At 43.6% G+C, this 14,712-nt stretch carries 14 protein-coding genes; 9 read left to right on the top strand and 5 right to left on the bottom strand.

Annotation, left to right across the window (positions count from 1 at the left end):
* The first annotated feature begins 85 nt into the window (after positions 1 to 85).
* Together RS893_RS06695 and RS893_RS06690 are read left to right on the top strand one after the other, a co-directional pair.
* Complete coding sequence (locus RS893_RS06695; RefSeq protein WP_315790435.1) at positions 86 to 748, top strand: hypothetical protein; 663 nt, start codon at positions 86 to 88, stop codon at positions 746 to 748.
* Positions 749 to 755: 7 nt separating this feature from the next.
* Positions 756 to 2,102, top strand: coding sequence for a four-carbon acid sugar kinase family protein (locus RS893_RS06690; RefSeq protein WP_315790434.1), 1,347 nt, complete (start codon positions 756 to 758; stop codon positions 2,100 to 2,102).
* A gap of 144 nt (positions 2,103 to 2,246) precedes the next feature.
* Here the strand turns inward: RS893_RS06690 and RS893_RS06685 are convergent, their stop codons facing one another.
* Positions 2,247 to 3,575, bottom strand: coding sequence for a S8 family peptidase (locus RS893_RS06685; protein ID WP_315790433.1), 1,329 nt, complete (start codon positions 3,573 to 3,575; stop codon positions 2,247 to 2,249).
* Between the two features lie 632 nt (positions 3,576 to 4,207).
* Between RS893_RS06685 and minC the strand changes: the two genes are divergently transcribed.
* The 5 genes from minC (at position 4,208) to RS893_RS30230 (ending at position 7,033) form a co-directional block, all read left to right on the top strand.
* Entirely contained in the window at positions 4,208 to 5,284 is a 1,077-nt protein-coding gene (minC, locus tag RS893_RS06680; protein ID WP_315790432.1) for a septum site-determining protein MinC, read from the top strand.
* Positions 5,285 to 5,333: 49 nt separating this feature from the next.
* Positions 5,334 to 6,140: a septum site-determining protein MinD gene (gene minD / locus RS893_RS06675; RefSeq protein WP_016869490.1), complete on the top strand. Its 807-nt coding sequence runs from the start codon at positions 5,334 to 5,336 to the stop codon at positions 6,138 to 6,140.
* Positions 6,141 to 6,172: 32 nt separating this feature from the next.
* Complete coding sequence (gene minE, locus RS893_RS06670; RefSeq protein WP_315791892.1) at positions 6,173 to 6,502, top strand: cell division topological specificity factor MinE; 330 nt, start codon at positions 6,173 to 6,175, stop codon at positions 6,500 to 6,502.
* Positions 6,503 to 6,737: 235 nt separating this feature from the next.
* Positions 6,738 to 6,914, top strand: a complete 177-nt coding sequence (locus tag RS893_RS06665) for a hypothetical protein (protein WP_315790431.1) — start codon at positions 6,738 to 6,740, stop codon at positions 6,912 to 6,914.
* Complete coding sequence (locus RS893_RS30230) at positions 6,914 to 7,033, top strand: type II toxin-antitoxin system RelE/ParE family toxin (RefSeq protein ID WP_396336434.1); 120 nt, start codon at positions 6,914 to 6,916, stop codon at positions 7,031 to 7,033. The genes RS893_RS06665 and RS893_RS30230 overlap by 1 nt, the downstream gene beginning before the upstream one ends.
* 479 nt (positions 7,034 to 7,512) lie before the next feature.
* On the opposite strand, the gene RS893_RS06660 is transcribed toward RS893_RS30230, so the two are convergent.
* Positions 7,513 to 8,325 (bottom strand): hypothetical protein, encoded by an 813-nt coding sequence (locus tag RS893_RS06660; RefSeq protein WP_315790430.1) that lies wholly within the window; start codon positions 8,323 to 8,325, stop codon positions 7,513 to 7,515.
* A 643-nt stretch (positions 8,326 to 8,968) separates the two neighbouring features.
* On the opposite strand from RS893_RS06660, the gene ltrA reads away from it, so the two are divergent.
* A complete protein-coding gene (gene ltrA / locus RS893_RS06655) occupies positions 8,969 to 10,303 on the top strand; it encodes a group II intron reverse transcriptase/maturase (protein ID WP_315784868.1) in 1,335 nt (444 codons plus the stop codon).
* 210 nt (positions 10,304 to 10,513) lie between these two features.
* On the opposite strand, the gene RS893_RS06650 is transcribed toward ltrA, so the two are convergent.
* Both RS893_RS06650 and RS893_RS06645 read right to left on the bottom strand, forming a co-directional pair.
* The gene (locus tag RS893_RS06650; RefSeq protein ID WP_315790429.1) at positions 10,514 to 11,017 is read right to left on the bottom strand and encodes a DUF1772 domain-containing protein; all 504 of its coding nucleotides are present in this window, start codon (positions 11,015 to 11,017) and stop codon (positions 10,514 to 10,516) included.
* 55 nt (positions 11,018 to 11,072) lie between these two features.
* Complete coding sequence (locus RS893_RS06645; protein WP_315790428.1) at positions 11,073 to 11,705, bottom strand: SDR family oxidoreductase; 633 nt, start codon at positions 11,703 to 11,705, stop codon at positions 11,073 to 11,075.
* Between the two features lie 164 nt (positions 11,706 to 11,869).
* Between RS893_RS06645 and RS893_RS06640 the strand changes: the two genes are divergently transcribed.
* On the top strand, positions 11,870 to 12,742 hold the full coding sequence (locus tag RS893_RS06640; RefSeq protein ID WP_315790427.1) for an AraC family transcriptional regulator: 873 nt from the start codon (positions 11,870 to 11,872) through the stop codon (positions 12,740 to 12,742).
* Positions 12,743 to 13,132: 390 nt separating this feature from the next.
* Here the strand turns inward: RS893_RS06640 and RS893_RS06635 are convergent, their stop codons facing one another.
* On the bottom strand, positions 13,133 to 14,584 hold the full coding sequence (locus RS893_RS06635) for a protein adenylyltransferase SelO (protein WP_315790426.1): 1,452 nt from the start codon (positions 14,582 to 14,584) through the stop codon (positions 13,133 to 13,135).
* Positions 14,585 to 14,712 lie beyond the last annotated feature (128 nt).

The following is a 14,712-nucleotide window of genomic DNA, read 5'->3' as shown; positions in this document are numbered from 1 at the left end:
CAGCCACAAAAGCAAATTTAATTTGTTTTTTAAAATTAAAATACGAGAAACACGCAACTTGCACTATGAAGGGAGTATCTAGGCCGTGCAGCCTGACTTACTAGGCTTGGAAATAACTAAGGGAGAACTAAAACGTTTAACTGGTGTCAAACCAGAAATTTTTCTCCTACCTTCTATGATGGCAAATCGTGGACAGCGATTTGCATTTTTGATGAAGGAAGTGCGGGAAACACTGTTGCTAGTTTTATTGATTGGCGGCTTGCTTTATGCGTTAATTACTCTAACGATTGGTTCCAATATTGGCATAGGAATCGTTTTACTAATCGCTGTTGCAATTGCAGTTATCGTTGGGCGTTGGTTGTGGCGACGTTTTCGTTATCCTAAGACATTGATAATTCTTTTAAATGAAGTTGATAAATATCATGCAGTTGTGCAAGCGGTAGATAATCTCGATCAGCTAGCAGTTTCTGAAAATTCAGAAAATAATATCAATGAAAGACAAACTGTTATTACTGCACTGGAATTGGTCAGAGAAGATTTAGTTCGTGCTTTGAAAATCGAGCGAATATTAAGAGATAATAAAAAACTGCTTCCTGAGCAACAAGAACTGTTCGTTAATAATTTAGCTAATCTCCAAGCCTTACAAATTACCAGTTCCAGAGAATATGCTCAAATTCTCAATCAGTCATTGCAGATTGACTTGGATGTACAAAGCCAGATAAGAAAATTCCAACAGTCACTCCCTTAATATAAAAATGACCATAAAACCAAAAATAATCGTCCTTGATGATGATCCCACCGGTTCGCAAACAGTCCACAGTTGTTTGCTGCTAATGCGTTGGGATGTGGACACTTTACACCTGGGATTGCAAGACGATGCACCAATTTTCTTTGTATTAACAAATACAAGAGCATTACCGCCTGAATCAGCTGCTTCTGTCACCAAGGAAGTTTGTCAGAATTTGCAAGCAGCTTTAGCAACTACCCCCCCACTCCCGCAAGCAGAGGATAGAGAGGGATTTCTCATCGTCAGTCGTTCTGACTCGACTTTGCGGGGACATTACCCGATAGAAACTGATGTTATAGCCCAAGAACTCGGCCCTTTTGATGCTCACTTTCTTGTGCCAGCATTTTTTGAAGGTGGACGTATCACCCGCAACAGCATACATTATCTCATTGTTGATGGTGTTCCTAAACCTGTTCATGAAACAGAATTCGCTCGTGATTCTGTGTTTGGCTACCATCACAGTTACTTACCTCAATATGTGGAAGAAAAAACACAAGGGCGGATCAAGGCAGATTCCGTAAAAAGATTTTTACTTGCAGATATCCGTAATGGCAGCTTAGAAGCCTTGATGAATCTGAGTGACAATCAGTGCTGTGTTGTAGATGGAGAAACTCAAGCAGATTTAGATCGTTTTGCCCAAGATGTGTTATTGGCAGTAAGTCAAGGAAAACGCTTTTTATTTCGCAGTGCTGCCAGTATCTTAACTGCTTTGGCTGCTTTACCCCCGCAAGCGATCGCTCCAGAAAATATGGCTGAGTATGTACGCAATGGCAAACCAGGAGCAGTAATTGTGGGTTCTCATGTCAAAAAGACTACTCAGCAGCTAGAAACACTACTAAAAGCAGAAGGTACATTCGGGGTTGGAGTTGATGTGGCGCGTTTGTTAGATAATGTGGATCAATCTGCCACATTGTTAACCGAAGTTCTCGCAAGCGTTCATACTGCCTATGCAGCAGGCAAAACACCAGTAGTTTACACCAGTCGCCAAGAACTTACTTTTAAAGATGTAAATACACGCTTACAATTTGGGGCTAAGGTTTCCCATTTATTGATGGATGTTGTACGGGGTTTGCCGACAGATTTAGGGTTTTTAATCAGTAAAGGTGGTATCACTTCTAACGATGTTTTGAGTACAGGGTTAGCCTTGACTTCTGCTCGGTTACTTGGTCAAATCTTACCAGGTTGTTCAATGGTGCGGACTCCTGCTGACCATCCCCAATTTCCTAATTTACCAGTGGTACTATTTCCAGGTAACGTGGGTGATACTAATGGCTTAGCAATTGTATATCAACGGCTGAGTCAAAAAACTAAATAAGGGAGACAACTAATCAGTTATCAGTTATCAAACTAAACTGGTTACTGTACCCTACGGGAAGCCTATGAGCGCGTCTACACTGTTAACTGATTCATGCCTCATTCCCGATCTTTGATCCCCTATCCCCGATCCCAATCCCTATTTTCAAAGACGGATACGTGATTTTTGAATACCATTTCTAGGATCAGTTATAGGAATGCCTGTGTTTTGAAAATTTGCAAGAGTGTCTGCAACAGTAGCTGATGGGTTCTTCTGTTTAAAAATAGCCCAAGCTCCTGTTACATGGGGAGCCGCCATTGAAGTTCCATAGTAATTAGCATAATTACCACCCGGAACCGAGGAGTAGATTGCCTCTCCTGGAGCCAGAAGAGATAGAAATGAAGCACTGTTAGAATAACTCGATACTTCATCAACAGCACCGACAGAACTACCGTCTTTGGTAGAACCAACACTAATCGCTGATGAGATGCAAGCAGGGAAACTCAGACCGTTGATGCTACCATCATTTCCGGCAGCAATGATAGTAGCTATACCAACAGAACGCAGGTTATCGATGATTGCTTTGAGGTTTCCATAGCCAGCATCACAGTTAGTCGTATAGCTACCCCCTCCCAAACTCATGTTAGCTGCTGCAATTGTGAAACTGGAACGGAGGTTATAAACCTGTTCTAGAGCTCGTATTTGATCACTGGCATAACTCAAGATGCAGGGTGCTGGAAGCGGATCGCACGCTTTAGCAGAATTAAACCGAGAGAAGATTTGAATTGCAATGATTTTAGCGTCCTTAGCAACCCCAGAAAAGTTAGGCCCTTTACCCGCAGCAATCCCAGCCACATGAGTGCCATGATTGCAATCAACAATTATAGTGGTGCAATTAACTGCGGAACCAGTACCCACCTGTTGAGTCGATCCATTTGGGCATAAGCTTGTACTGTCGTAAGCTGAATCATTTGTTGAGTAACAGGCTTCTGAAATTACCTTACCTGCTAAAAAAGGATGGCTGGAATCTACACCTGTATCTAGGATAGCAACTGTTTGCCCTGCACCCGTGAACCCGCTTTCCCAAGCGCTGTTAGCTTTAATTACGGAAATACTTTCTGTCAGCGTCGCTGGTACAGCTATGTCCTCTTGGATACTGATGAGATTTGGATCAGACTCAAGAGCCGTCAAAGCTCGAGCATTGAGCTTGGCAGCAAAGTAGGGAATCGTCTTAAACTTGGTGATTGCAGTAGGTTTGTAAGTTAAAAGCTTGCTCAAGATGAGATTTTGTGTTTGGGCGATCGCTGTTCTTTGACTCTGAGCCAAAGGAGTTGCTAGTCTACCTTCAGGTATAAAATTTGTTCTTAAACCAATGATGACTCTGACTGTGCCGTATTTATTTGCTTTAGAAATTAGGTTATCAAAGTCTAGATTTTTGGTTTGTCCAAAGCCATTAGTGGGAGGTCTGATCTGAGCATGAGCAGGAGCTATCAACGTTTTAAAGCTGACAAGGGCTATAGATAAATATGAAAAACAGGAAAAGTATAATAAACATGAATGGATCGTTAAACCTAATTTCATTACTGATGATCCTTGTTAGACAAAAAATCCTTCTAAACGAGGAACTTAATATTATTGGAATTTGGATAAAAAGAGAACTGCTAGTGCAACCCATAAAATAAAAAATACCATCACAATTTGTCTCAGTTCGTATTTCAACGGTTAAACAAGAAGCTATTGTTCAATAAATTTACATAACATCAAAAATCAAAGTATAAATTTATACTTTGATTTTAAATTAAGTGATTTCGTTAGCTTAATTGGAAACGGACTGAAGAAAAGCAGTAATACTGAAGGTTTTATAAAAAATTTATACTAAAAATTTTTAGTCATTTGCGTTTATTCGAAAATGTTTGTTGTTAATATAGCTCCCAACATTTGGGAATAATTTGTGCTAAATTCTTATACCAAGCCAGGGTAAACATCCATTATTAACGTGATTTCAACAAAAGAATTCGTTCTGCCTCAGGTCAGTTTCATAATTTGCAACTTTCGAGAAGGCAGTACCAAAGACAAATAATTTAATATTGGTAATTGCTCAGTTTCTCTCTTTAGGCTAATGCTGCATGAGTTCTGATTCTGCTATCCCCAATCTCAAGTCAAATTCTGCTGTTGATGATACAGAATCAATCTCCAGCCTTTGTGATGTAGAGGTAAAGTTTAATGTTGCTGATACAGAGACAAAATCTGTTGTAGCTGCTGATACGGAGTCAACTTCTATACTTCCAGAAGCGGAGATCAATTCTGTTCTACTGTATTTAAAGTCCAATTCTGTTCTGACTGAATCAGAATCAAATTCTGCTGTTGCTAATGTAGAGTCTGATTCAGTTGTGGATGCACAATTGCCTGTTGACCTTGTGGATAAAGAACCCCCTAAATCACCTCCACCGGAAAATGGGGTCAATAAAAATATCCAAGTTCAAATGAAAACAGAGGAGGGAAGATTTTTATTAATTTTACCCACAGAATCGCAACTGTCTGCTTCGGAACGCAATTGGAATGAAATTTGGCAACAATTAAAGCTAAGACTCAATGCTAGCGATCGCTTTACTGCACCTAATACTCCTGTGCATTTGGTAGCAGGCGATCGCCTTTTAGATGCAAGACAACTGCAACAACTTGCTGAAACTTTGAGCGAAGTGCAAATGCAACTGAAATCGGTTGCTACCAGTCGTCGCCAAACAGCGATCGCAGCAGCTACTGCTGGTTACTCTGTTGAACAAATACAACGAGAAAATATCCTGGCTTCTGAATCCAAAGTTAGCAAAAAACCCGCGAAAGAAGCGCTATATCTAGAAATGACGGTGCGTTCTGGTGTAGAAATTCGCCATCCTGGTAGCGTAATTATTTTAGGAGATGTAAATCCAGGTGGTATCGTAGTTGCAGATGGTGATATTCTCGTTTGGGGTCGTCTCCGAGGAGTTGCTCATGCTGGTGCTGGAGGTAATCGTGAGTGTCTGATTATGGCTTTGCAAATGGAACCAACCCAGTTGCGGATCGCAGATGCTGTTGCTAGAGCGCCAGAAAAATTACCGATGCAATTTTATCCTGAGGTGGCTTATGTCACACCACAGGGAATTCGCATCGGTAGGGCTAGTGATTTTTCTAAGACCCAATTTAATAGGATGAACCAAGAGCTATAAAGCTCTAGTGTTATATATTTACAGAAACATCATCGAGCGCGTTTTTGTCATGACTCGCATTATTGTGATTAGCTCCGGTAAAGGAGGCGTGGGTAAAACCACTTGTACAGCCAATTTAGGCATGGCTTTAGCAAAAATCGGGCGTCAAGTAGCATTAGTTGATGCGGATTTTGGCTTGAGAAATTTAGATTTGCTGCTAGGACTAGAAAATCGCATTGTTTACACGGCAGTAGAAGTTTTAGCTAGGGAGTGTCGCCTAGAACAAGCATTGGTCAAGGACAAGCGCCAACCAAACTTGGTCTTGTTACCAGCAGCACAAAACCGTACTAAAGATGCAGTCACCCCTGATCAGATGAAATTATTGGTGAATGCACTGGCACAGAAGTATCAATATGTAATTATTGATAGCCCTGCAGGTATTGAAATGGGGTTTAAAAATGCGATCGCCCCAGCCAAAGAGGCATTAATTGTTACTACACCAGAAATTGCTTCTGTCCGAGATGCTGATCGTGTCGTCGGGTTATTAGAAGCACAAGGTGTCAAACGCATTCATTTAATAATTAACCGGATCAAACCCGCAATGGTACGGGCAAATGATATGATGTCTGTGCAGGATGTTCAGGAACTTCTGGCAATTCCTCTGATTGGGGTCATTCCGGATGATGAGCGCGTTATAGTCTCCACCAATCGCGGCGAACCTTTAGTACTAGCAGAAACTCCCTCTTTAGCGGCTACAGCCTTTGATAACATTGCTCGCAGATTGGAAGGTGAAACGGTCGATTTTCTTGAACTCGACTCACCCAGCGACAGCATCTTCTCTCGTCTTAGAAGATTGTTGTGGACAAAAATCATTTGATATTTTTCCCCATCTGTCCATACCTAGCAGCAATGATCATTGAACTTCTAGAACGATTATTTACTCGTAACTCTGACGTTAACAGTCGCAATCAAGTTAAACGTCGCCTGCAATTAGTAATTGCTCACGATCGCGCTGACTTAAGCCCCCAGATGATCGAAAAAATGCGGCAAGAAATCTTAGAAATTGTTTGCCGTTATGTAGAAATTGAAACCGAGGGTTTAGAGTTTTCTTTAGAAAGCAATCAGCGAACAAGTGCTTTAATTGCTAATGTCCCTATACGTCGGGTTAAAGAATCTGAAGCTATAGAAAATAATGAAAATAAAGAAAAGAATGAATTGGAAAGTAGTGAAATTACGTAGTTATTTGCATTTTTATTAAGTAGTCAATCAAAATATATTAGTTAAATTTAAGGTGTGCTTATAGCATTCCTAAATTTTTTGTGAGCAACAAGATCCCTGACTTTTCCAAAAAGTCGGGATCTTAACTATTAGCCTACAACGATTGCTCTGACTGGTGTCATAATAGAAGAACTCATCATCATTATTTCGATGATATATGCAAGTCAAAGATTTAACAGTTGAAGAACTTAAGCTTGTGCTCCAAGAAACTGTGGCGGAAACACTTCATACTCTGTTAACTGACCCTGACGAAGGGAAGGAACTAAAACCAGAACTAAAGCAACAACTACTCAACTCTCTCAAGAGAACGCAGGCTGGAGAGCGGGGAGTTTCGGCTGAGGAAGTGGCGAGAAAGCTTGGACTGTCTTGGTAATGGGCTATAATGTTGGATTTACACCAACAGCCATTAATGACTTAGAACGACTTTCACCAACTATTCAAGAACGTGTCCTGCGTAAAATTCTTGGTTGTCTGAAAACTTTGACAATATAACTCTTCAAGCTTTAAATGCCGATTTGAGTGCTCTTTTCCAACTCAGAATTGGCGATTACAGAATTGTTTATTCCTTTGATGTCGAAACGCAACTTATAACAATTCATAAAGCTGGACATCGTAGAGATGTTTACGATTAAAGAAATTTGCCCATCGTAGCATCTACTCTTCATTACCCTTTTTTTCCAACAGATTCAAGAAAACTTACTGTAAAGCCAAAATAACCAAATATAAATAGGGCTTGCTGAATAAAAGTGTAAAGAAGTCTAGATAAGGAGTTCAAGCCTTTTTCTACCAAGCAAGTGCTTCGTTATAACATCTAGAGTAACCTGGTAACTTTCATCTTCTTACTTCTCCCACCTTTTTTCTAATTCACATTAGGCGTAAATTAGTATTGCAAACCAACGGTTGAACTCAGCGGCGACAAATAAAGCGTAACTCAGCCTCAGCGCGTTTAGATCGTCCACTGCGGTACCTAGTTAGGTGTGACGCAGCTTGGTGAAGCGGCGGATTAGATATGCTGCGAGGAAAAAGAACGGTGCCCAACCAACGAGGAAGAAAAAAAACGCTGGCGAAAACGGACCAGGCTGGTTGCCCAGATATGCGCTGGTAGATGGATCGTCGCCCTTGAGCGCGATGGTGATCGCTGGCCCAAACCCTTGAAGCACGCCCCACCAACTGAATGCTGCCAAGCAGCTCATGCCAAAGCGATGTCGCGCCACATCCCTCGCATGGTTATTATCCAAGGATGAGGTTGTTCGCGCCATGACAATAACAATGAGGATGAAAGTCCAGATCATCCACAGCGCACCAGTCCACGGATTGAGTTGCAAAGAGATGATAAGCGTGAGTACTAGTCCAGTCACAACAAGCAGGCTGGGCACCACTGTGACAGCCGTCTTCCTGGACTGCCGACGGAATACGCGCGGTGGTGTGACCTCTCGTAAAATGTAAAGAATGCACAGACCCACAAACAGGAAGCCCAGGCGTGCCGGATAGGTGCTAGGCATGGTGTAACCCGCATATTTCGTATGGTTTTCTTTTACGAAAAAGCAGAGTCGAACCACGTCGAGTATGATACCAGTGAGCGCCACGATGACCATCGACCAAGCGAAAAAGCGTCCGGAGCGCACGTGCAATTTGCTGCCCTTTCGCGCCGTGAAGGCCACAATAGCCGAGAGCGGTGCGATCGCCCCAGCGATGATGTGGAATAAAAGCATCATCAAGAAGAGGGAGTTTGCAAAGGAGCTTCCGTAACTAACTGGCTTGTGAAGCAAGAATGTTGATTCCACTGCTTACTCCTACTCTGACTGCACGCAGTTTACAAGTGAGGCATTATTCAGCAATTTTACCAGCCTAACGGCTAAGATGAGCGGCAGCGAACAATCTCTGTATCACCACCAAGATCTCTATACCGTCCGCTGCATTTGAATTGTGTACGCCCGGCATGGGCGTGAACTAATGGGGTGAAAGTCCCCTGGAGGAGAACCAGCGTCCAAATGCTCGAAAGTCTTGGAGCCGAGTGACGACAACTCCTAGCTTAAGGCAAGGGCACTTCTGTGAGGAAGGGTCTGAAGGAAGCCAGCGGCAAATCTGCAAGCCGACGAACAGAAACGTCATAGAAGGCTGAGACAGTCCTGGGGCGAGTTGGCACAACACAACGAAGCCCTCTGGTTCAGGGAACACAGTAAATGACGCGGTTGTGCAGAGACAGTTCACACTCTTATCCGGGGAGGTCTGTCGGGTTGCGGTTCTCACTGCGATGGGAGTCTGATTGAGGTCTAGCTGGAAACGGCTAGGGAGCCACAGAACCCTAAGGCAGCAAGAACAGCACATTTGGGGGAAACCCCGATGTTAAGCCCGCCAGAAGTCAGCAGAAGCCATAGTAGTCCCACTGGGATGAAGGGCTGAACATGAACGAACTAAGGAGGAGTGATGAACAACTCAAGCCCATTGATGAACCCGGACGGGGGAGATCGGGTTTGGCGTGATGACAGAGAACCAGCCTTAGATAACCTGATGGCGCGAATCTTAGAGCGCGACAATGTCAAGCGGGCATGGGCAAGGGTGAAGTCCAACCAGGGTGCCCCCGGCAGTGACGGGATGAGCCTAGAGGATTTTCCAGCTTATGCCAGAGAACATTGGAGTGAGATTCGCCAATCCCTACTCGATGGCAGTTACCAACCTCGCCCTGTCAGGCGGGTGGTCATTCCCAAGCCCCAGGGCAAGGGAGAAAGAAAGCTAGGTGTCCCTTGTGTCGTAGACCGGGTAATCCAGCAAGCCATCCTCCAAGTACTATCGCCCATCTTTGAGCCAGAGTTTTCTGACTCAAGCTATGGGTGCCGCCCGAATCGTTCGGCTCACGGAGCAATCCGACAGGTGAAAACGATCCTCAAATCGGGATACCGCATCGCGGTGGATCTGGATCTGGAAAAATTCTTTGATACTGTCAACCACGATGTCTTGATGTCCCGGATCGCCCGTAAAGTAGCTGATAAAGTGCTATTGCGGTTAATCGGTCGTTACCTGCGAGCCGGAGTTTTGGTCGGAAGCACCGTTGAACCGACCGAATGGGGGACGCCGCAAGGCTCTCCACTTTCACCTTTGTTTTCCAATGTCTTATTGGACGACTTGGACAAGGAACTCGAAGCAAGAGGGCATCGCTTTGTTCGCTATGTAGATGACCTAGTCATTCTGGTCAAAAGTAGACGGGCAGGGAAACGGGTGATGGTGAAAATCAGCCGTTACCTCACACAAGTCCTCAAGTTGAAGGTTAATCGGGAAAAGAGCCGAGTGGTCAAGATCGAGGATCTGAATTACCTGGGATTTACGTTCCGAGGGATTCGCATCTTCGCCTCTGACATTGCCATGCAAGCGTTCAAACATCGATTGCGCGGCTTAACGTCACGCAGTTGGGGCGTTTCTATGGCAGAGCGATTCGAGCGATTGAACCGATACTTGCGCGGGTGGATGAACTACTTTGGCATTTCCCAGCACTACACCCCGATTGAAGAGCTAGATGGTTGGTTAAGGCGAAGGATTCGCATGTGCTATTGGAAGCAGTGGCGCAGACCGAGAACCCGCATTGCTAACTTGCTCAAACTGGGGACAAGTAAGCGTCATGCAATTTTGACCGGCATTAGCCGCAAAGGTTATTGGCGGTTGTCGAAAACGTTAGCGACGCAAACGGGAATGACCAATGAATGGTTGGAACAACAGGGATTGTTATCAATTCGGAATCTTTGGATGAAAGTTCAAGGATACGCTTAACTATCAGTGTTGTTTGCGCGTCTTCATGAACCGCCCATTGCGGACCCGCACGATGGGTGGTGTGGGAGGGGGGAGTTAAATGCTCTCCTCGACCCGATTATACTGCGTTTAGGCGACACTTCTATTCTGCTTTCATCTTGCTGTTTCTGCAAATCTATAAAGATGGCGTCCAAGTCATAATTGAACGACTTGCCATATTCTTCACGAATTCTACAATTGCGCCGCTCGACCACAAAGCGAGAGCGTAAATAGTGCCGCTGCCAAAAGTGCTGCTACTGTCCGAACGTGATTCCAAAATGTCCAATCGGTCAGGAACTTTGCCCATAGCGTTGCACCTTCAGCACTGTTTGGCTTAACGATCGCCAGTGCATCATTCAGTGGCACATTAAAGGCGGTCGTCACCCCTACTGCACCAACGAGGTAGAGCAGACTACCGACCAGCAGATAGGCAGCACCGGGTTGATGCCACTTGAACAGCGAGGAAGCAGTCAGAAAGATGCAAGCCGCGGCTGTTCCCAGGAAAGCCCCCATAAACCATGGATTGTAAACCGTGATATTGATGGACTGGAAGGCGGCAATGCCCTGTGCTGGCTGAAGTCGGGCAAGGGCGCTCATCACGAAGGTTGAGAAAGCGAAGAAAACTCCAGCAATTAGTCCGCTGCCGAGCGCCGCGAAAAGCATCAAAGGAAAGCGCAATTTGTGAATAGTTGCCATAAAGCCTCCTACGAATTAACGTCAGTTTGACGGACTAGAAAAAGCAAAAAAGCGTTCAATACGACAGACTCGGCGTTTTGTGAAGATACGAATCATCTGCCAATTGCTTCAAGAGGAAGTCAGCGACATCAGCCCGCGAGATTTTGAGCTTTGAGGTCTTGTCGGTGCCTGGAAAGCCGTGCCGATAATTGCCAGTGCGATTCCCATCCACAAAGGCTCCGGGGCGGACGATTGTCCAGTCTAGGCGGCTTTGCTTGACATAGCTCTCTTGCCTTTGATGATCTGCAAACACGTCGCGCAAAAGGGTTCCAAACATGATGTACTTCCAGAAAAAGTTTAGATTCCCCCAGCTATCTCCTGCCCCAAGTGTTGTTTGGCAGATAAAACGTTGGATGCCTGTTTTCTCCATCGCGCGGATAATCTGTCGCGTCCCCTCTGACCGGATTGTTCCCTTCCTCTTCCCACTCGATCCAAGTACGCACAGCACTGCATCTTGACCTTGTACCGCCTTCTCTACGGAGGCGAAATCCATGACATCGCCCTGAACAACCTTTAAATTTGCGTGCTTGATGTCGAGCTTCGCAGGATCGCGTGCAAACGCCGTGACCGCGTGTCCCTGCTCAAGCGCCTGCTCGACAAGCTGGCGACCGATACTACCCGTCGATCCAAAAATAAGCAGCTTCATCATCTCTATCCTTGCTCCTGATTAATCACCCCTTCAGCTTAGGGAAACGATTCCTCTCCAACTATCTGATTCCTGTGAAACTAGCAAAATCTTGCGCTCGGTTTTCAGGCTGCTTGGTAGAATCCGAAAATGAGTACAATCGGAACTAGACCTATTGGGTTTGCCTCATGAAGATGACTGCCAACCATCAGCTCGAATGTACCAGCTTGCCCGTTTTGTCTAGTCGGAATCAGGGTTGGGAGAATATTCTGGTCGAACAATTCCAACACCCTGCGGGAGAGGGAAGAACTTATTACAGCGATGAGCACGCGATTTGTCTGTCGCTTGCCCCGCGTCCGGTAGGCTTGTTACAAATTCAAGGAGGTAAGATCCATCAGGGATTATATGCGAAGGGCGACTTTGGCATCATCCCTGCCAAGATGCCGTTTTTCGCCCGTTGGGATAGTGACGATCGCTTCTTGCAGATTCGCCTCGCGTCTCGGTTTATCCAAAGTGTTGCCAGAGAAACTCTTGACACCAATCCCGATCGCCTGGAATTACTGCCCGTATTTCGGATTCGCGATCCTCAAATTGAGGCGATCAGCATGATGTTACTCACTGAACTTCAACAGGAACATCCAGGTAGCAGACTTTATATTGATTCACTAACTAACGTCTTGGCAGTGAATTTACTCAGGCAGTACGTGGCTATCAAACCTAAGTTGCCAATTTACGAGGGTGGTTTACCCCAGCGTCAACTGCTGCAAGTTTTGGATTACATTGATACCCATTTGGATCGAGACATCAAACTTGCAGATTTAGCTCGATTGCTAGACATGAGCCAATTTCATTTCAGCCATCTATTTAAACAATCAATCGGCACGTCTCCCTATCAATACCTGATCCAACAACGGGTAGAACGGGCAAAACAGTTGTTGAAACAAACAGACCAATCAATTATGGACATTGCCTTAGAGTCTGGGTTCAACAGCCACAGCCATTTAAGCAAACAGTTTCGACAAATTACAGGTATGACACCAAAAGCCTACAGAGCAAATTAAACAACCATATTTTTTTACAGTGAGCAGTATAACTATTTATTAAGCGGAAACTTTCCATATAATCTTTTTCTTGATCGCAATATATTAAGTGTTATAGCTAACTTTTGTCTGAATATATGGAAAACTTCTTTTTTACATCTCTATTCGGATATTATACTGAATTTTTCCGTATAACTACCTTTCACAGGAAGACTTATATAGAATTTTTCCGTATAACATTTTTATTTAGAGTATTAAACGGAATTTTTCTGTATAACATCAATGGAACAACGCCCAAAGAAACTGCTTGAACAAGTGCTTTCTGGTTATCCGACTTAAGCACTATTCTTACCAAATAGAGAAGACTTATATTTACTGAATTAGACGTTATATCCTTAGAATAAATTAAGTTTAAGATTGAATTTGATTGAGTAATTCATAAAAAGGCTGCCAATTGTCTTCTTGAGTAATTGGTTCCCAAATTGATTCAATCACAGGTCTTAAAATCACAGTTTGAGGATTATAACTAACTAGGGTTTGAGATACTTTTTCTATTTCATCTGGTTTCAAATTGGTTAAAATTCTATGGTATATCCCCGACCAATTTAAAAATAATTCAGACCTGCCTAAAGATTGCCCAATTTCTGAATTGTTGAGAATAACACTTGCATCATCTCTCCATTTGCTAGAAAAGCAAGTAGCCATATCTGCAAAAAAGTGATGATAACTAACTGGATAGTGCTTTAAAAATTCAATAGTTGCTTTTAAAAGTTCTTCGGCTTCTGGATTAGCAAGTGTTTCAAAACCTAACTTTTTCAACATAAAACAACGATATTCAGCTAAATAATAATCCTCAAATTGTGCTAATCCAGCTTCCATATCAGTTTGCGGAATCATAGCTTTTAATGCTTCCTGGAGTGCCTCCAGATTCCACTTACAAATCTCTGGTTGATTAATGTAACAATAGCGTTTGTAATAGTCAAAATATGCCGCAGTGAAAAAAGGATCGTAATTAGGAATAAAAGCATAGGGACCGTAATCAAAACTCTCCCCTGTAATTGACATGTTGTCAGTATTTAGAACTGCATGACAGAAACCAACTGCCATCCACTGTGCTACTAATTCTGCTGTCCGTTGAACTAATTCTGCATAAAATAAAGCATACTTATCTTGTTGATTGTCTAAATGTTGATAGTATTCTTTAATTACATGATCTAATAGTTTTTTGCTTAAATCTGGACGGCGGAAATAGTGCAGCCGTTCAAAAGTACCAAAACGAATATGTGATTTGCTCATCCGTACCATTACGGAAGAACGAGTAGGAGAAGGTTCATCGCCCCGCCACAACGATAAACCTGTTTCAATCATGCTGAGACAGCGAGAAGTACGTACACCCATTCTATGTAACATTTCCGCAGCTAAAACTTCACGGACCCCTCCCTTTAATGTCAGCATACCGTCGCCACCACGGGAATAGGGTGTTCTACCAGAACCTTTTGTACCAAAATCGTAAAGTTCACCATCAATACCACGCACTTGTCCGTAGAGAAAACCTCTACCATCACCTAGTTGGGGATTGTATTCACCAAATTGATAACCGTGGTATCGCAATGCTAATAAAGGCTTGCGTCCTGCAAATTTGCCAAAAGCAGTGATAAAGTCTTCGTCTGTGACTGCTTGTGGATTTAATCCCAGCTTTGGTAACAATGTGTCATTGCGCCACCGTAGAATGTGTTGAGGAAATTCCGCCGCTGCAACTTCATCGTAATAGTCATCGCCTAAAGATTCTAAGGCGGGTTCGTAGTTAAGACCAAAAAAAGGATTTTTAGAATTAGTGTTATTGGGAGTTTCAGCCAGAGTCATTATGAGTACAACTTAGTTTATTTTTTGATCATAGTCGAGATGCGGAGAGTGTGGGACAAAGGGACAGGGGGATAAGGCAGACAAGGAGGACAAAGGGTAGAGTTAGGAATACCACTACCCACTACCCA

This window comes from Fischerella sp. JS2 (assembly GCF_032393985.1).
In the GTDB taxonomy this organism is placed as follows: Bacteria; Cyanobacteriota; Cyanobacteriia; order Cyanobacteriales; family Nostocaceae; genus Fischerella.
This window is presented reverse-complemented; position numbering and strand designations above follow the sequence as displayed.